Raw genomic sequence first — 3,309 nt, 5'->3', positions numbered from 1 at the left:
CAGCACCACCACGGGCGGCGTCCCGGACCAGGCGACGGCGTCCGGCCAGGAGCACCGCCAGGTCACGCCGCCCGAGGACCGGTACGCCACCGAGCTGGCCTTCCTCGCCGCCCACGACTCCGGGCCCCGCCCACCCGGCTGGTTGCTCACCCCGCGCGCCGTCGTCACCTTCGTGATGGGCAGCGCGGGCGAGGCACTGAGCCTGCCGAAGGGTGCCCGGCCCGGAGCCGGGGGGCCGCGCCGCCTGGTGATCGAGCAGAAGTTCGTCGGCGAGCGCGCCCTGGTCGAACGGTGCGTGGTCACCCTTGCCGGAGAGCGCGGACTTCTCCTCGTGGGCGAACCCGGCACCGCCAAGTCCATGCTCTCCGAGCTGCTGTCGGCGGCCGTCTGCGGGACCAGCGCGCTCACCGTGCAGGGCACCGCGGGCACCACCGAGGACCAGCTCAAGTACGGCTGGAACTACGCGCTGCTGCTCGCCCAGGGCCCCACCGAGCAGGCCCTGGTGCCCTCCCCGGTACTCGCCGCCATGACCCGGGGGGCCGTCGCCCGCGTCGAGGAGGTCACCCGCTGCCTGCCGGAGGTCCAGGACGCCCTTGTGTCACTGCTCTCCGAGCGGCGGATCGCGGTCCCCGAACTCGCGGGCGGCGAGGGCGCCCAGGTGCACGCGGCCCCCGGGTTCACCCTCATCGCCACCGCCAACCTGCGGGACAAGGGCGTCTCGGAGATGTCCGCTGCACTGAAGCGGCGCTTCAACTTCGAGACCGTGGGCCCCATCGGGGACGTGGACGCCGAGACCGCGCTCGTCCGGCGCCAGTCGCGGGCAGCCGTCGAACGCGTGGGCGCCGCCTACCAGGTGGACGACGCGGTCCTCGAAGCCCTTGTCACCGCCTTCCGGGACCTGCGCGAGGGTCGCTCCGTGGAGGGCTGGGAGGTCGAGCGCCCCTCCACAGTGATGAGCACGGCGGAGGCGGTCTCCGTCGCGGGCTCCCTGGGCCTGGCCGCCGCCTACTTCCCCGGCGACCGGGACGTGCTCTCCCTCCTGCCCGGCCATCTGCTCGGTGTCGTCCGAAAGGACGACCCCGCCGACACGGCACGGCTGCTGGGGTACTGGGACGGGCCGGTGCGCAGGCGCGCGGAGCAGGGGTCGGCCACCTGGCGTGCCCTGTGGGACCTGCGCGCGGTGCTGGAGAACTGACGGATGAGCGAGTCGACCACCCCCGAGACGCGGTCCACCGCCGAGGTGTCGCCCACCGCCGGTGCGCCGGCTGCTTCCCCGGCGCAGGGCCCGGCGGCCGGGCCCGCCACCCCGGAAGCCGCGGTGGCGGCCCTCGCGGCGACCGGACCCGGGTTGCCGTTCCTGATCGGGGTACGCCACCATGCGCCCTCGCTGGCGGCCGCCCTCCCGGCACTGCTGGACGCGGCGGCCCCCGACGTCCTCCTCGTCGAACTGCCCGCCGAGTTCCAGCCCTGGCTGGGCTGGCTCGCCCACGAGGAGACCGAGGCCCCGGTGGCGCTGGCCGCCGTGCCCGCCGACGGGCCTGGGTCCAGCTCGGCAAGCGAACGGGGGCCGGCCTTCTACCCGTTCGCGGACTTCTCGCCCGAACTGGTCGCTCTGCGCTGGGCGGCAAGAAACGGGGTCCCGGCTGTGGCCTGCGATCTGCCGCTGGCCGACCGGGCGTGGGCGGGGGGCCGTCCGGACACCCCCGCCCCTGTCCCGGGCGCCGACTCCGCGCCCATGCCTGGGGAGGGGCACGGGCTGTCCGCCGCGCTCCGGTCCCGGCTCACCGGCCGAGACGGCGACGACCTGTGGGACCGGCTGGTGGAGGCCCTCGCGCCCGGTTCGACACCCGAGGCGCTCCGCCGTGCCGCCCTGCTCGCCGGCTGGGCGCTGCGCTACGAGGCCGAGGCGCGGGGCGGGGTGCACGGCACGGACCTGGTACGCGAGGCATGCATGCGCGGACATGTCGCCGAGGCCCTGGCGAGCGGGCGGCGGCCCGCCGTGGTGGTGGGAGCGTTCCACACCCCGGCGCTGCTGCCGTCCGCCGCCGGGGGCCCCGTACCGGACGCGCCGGACACCTCCGCCGCCGCGCCCGAGCCGGGCGCGGACGGCCACGTGAACGGCGCCGCCGGGACGGCGGCGTGCACGGTCTCCCTGGTCCCGTACACGTACCCGCTGCTCGACTCACGGTCCGGCTACCCGGCCGGAATCCGGGACCCGGAGTGGCAGCACACCGTCCTGGACGCCGCCGGGGACCCGGCCGCGCTGCACGAGGCGCTGATCCGCACCGCGGTCCGCGTCTGCGCCGCCCTGCGCGAACAGGGCCACCCCTACGGCCCGGCGGACGGCCGGGAGGTCGTCCGGGTGGCCGGTGACCTGGCCCGCCTGCGCGACCTGCCCGCCCCCGGCCGCGGTGAACTCCTGGAAGCCGTGCAGACGGTGCTGGGGCGCGGCGAGACCTACGGCACGGGCCGCGCCGTCGCCCGGGCCCTCGAACGCGTACTCGTCGGAGCCCGCACCGGACGGCCCGCGCCCGCCGCTCCGCGCAGCGGACTGGGCCCCGCAGTCGAGGCCGAGACCGCTGCGCTCTCCCTCCCCGGCCCGGAGGACGCGCACGAGAAGACACCGCGCGACCTCCGGCTCGACCCGGCGCGCTCCACCCTGGACCGGCGCCGCGAAATGCTGCTGCGCAGGCTGACGGTGTGCGGCATCCCTTACGCGCAGGAGCAGGGGGTGACCGGCGCGGCGGGCACGGAAGGACTCACGACGCGCTGGCAGGTGCGGTGGACCCCGGCGACGGCCGCGATGCTCACCGCGGCCGGGGCCCGCGGCGTCACCCCGGCCCAGGCGGCCGAGGGCGTGCTGCGGCAGCGGCACGCAGCCGAGCGGGCGGAGGACGGCCCGACGGCCGCCCAGGTCGTCCGCGGCCTCACGGAGGCCGCCGAGTGCGGGCTCCCCGCCCTGGCCGACGAACGGCTGACGGAACTGGCGGCCGTACTCCCCGCGAGCGGCACCCTTCCCGAACTCCTCGCCGGGCTCGACCTGCTGGATCGCATCGACGCCGGCCACCTGCCGGGCCCGGCCGCGCCCGACGACCCCTCGGCCCCGGACACCACCGCTACCGCCTCCGCCCGTGCCGCCCGCACCGCGCGCGCGGCCGAACTCCTGACCTCGGCTGCGGTCCGCCAGGTCGACGGCCTGACCGGCTCCGAGGAGCCCGAGGACGCCCGGGCGCTGCTCGAACTGGCCCAGCGGGCCGACCGGGTGGGCGGCATCCGGCTCACCGACGCCCTCGCCCGGCTGGCCGCCGA

The 3,309-nt window shown here is 77.0% G+C and carries 2 protein-coding genes; both read left to right on the top strand.

The window, feature by feature from the left end:
• The coding region (locus AOK11_RS30930) for an ATP-binding protein (RefSeq protein ID WP_055597004.1) at window positions 1–1,195 on the top strand (1,195 nt) is incomplete at its 5' end.
• A 3-nt stretch (window positions 1,196–1,198) separates the two neighbouring features.
• The coding region (locus AOK11_RS30925; protein ID WP_240497556.1) for a DUF5682 family protein at window positions 1,199–3,309 on the top strand (2,111 nt) is incomplete at its 3' end.

The sequence above is a fragment of the Streptomyces hirsutus genome, from assembly GCF_001418415.1.
Taxonomy (GTDB): domain Bacteria; phylum Actinomycetota; class Actinomycetes; order Streptomycetales; family Streptomycetaceae; genus Streptomyces; species Streptomyces hirsutus.
The sequence above is the reverse complement of the archived record's forward strand: the minus strand, read 5'-3'. Positions and strand labels throughout refer to the sequence as shown.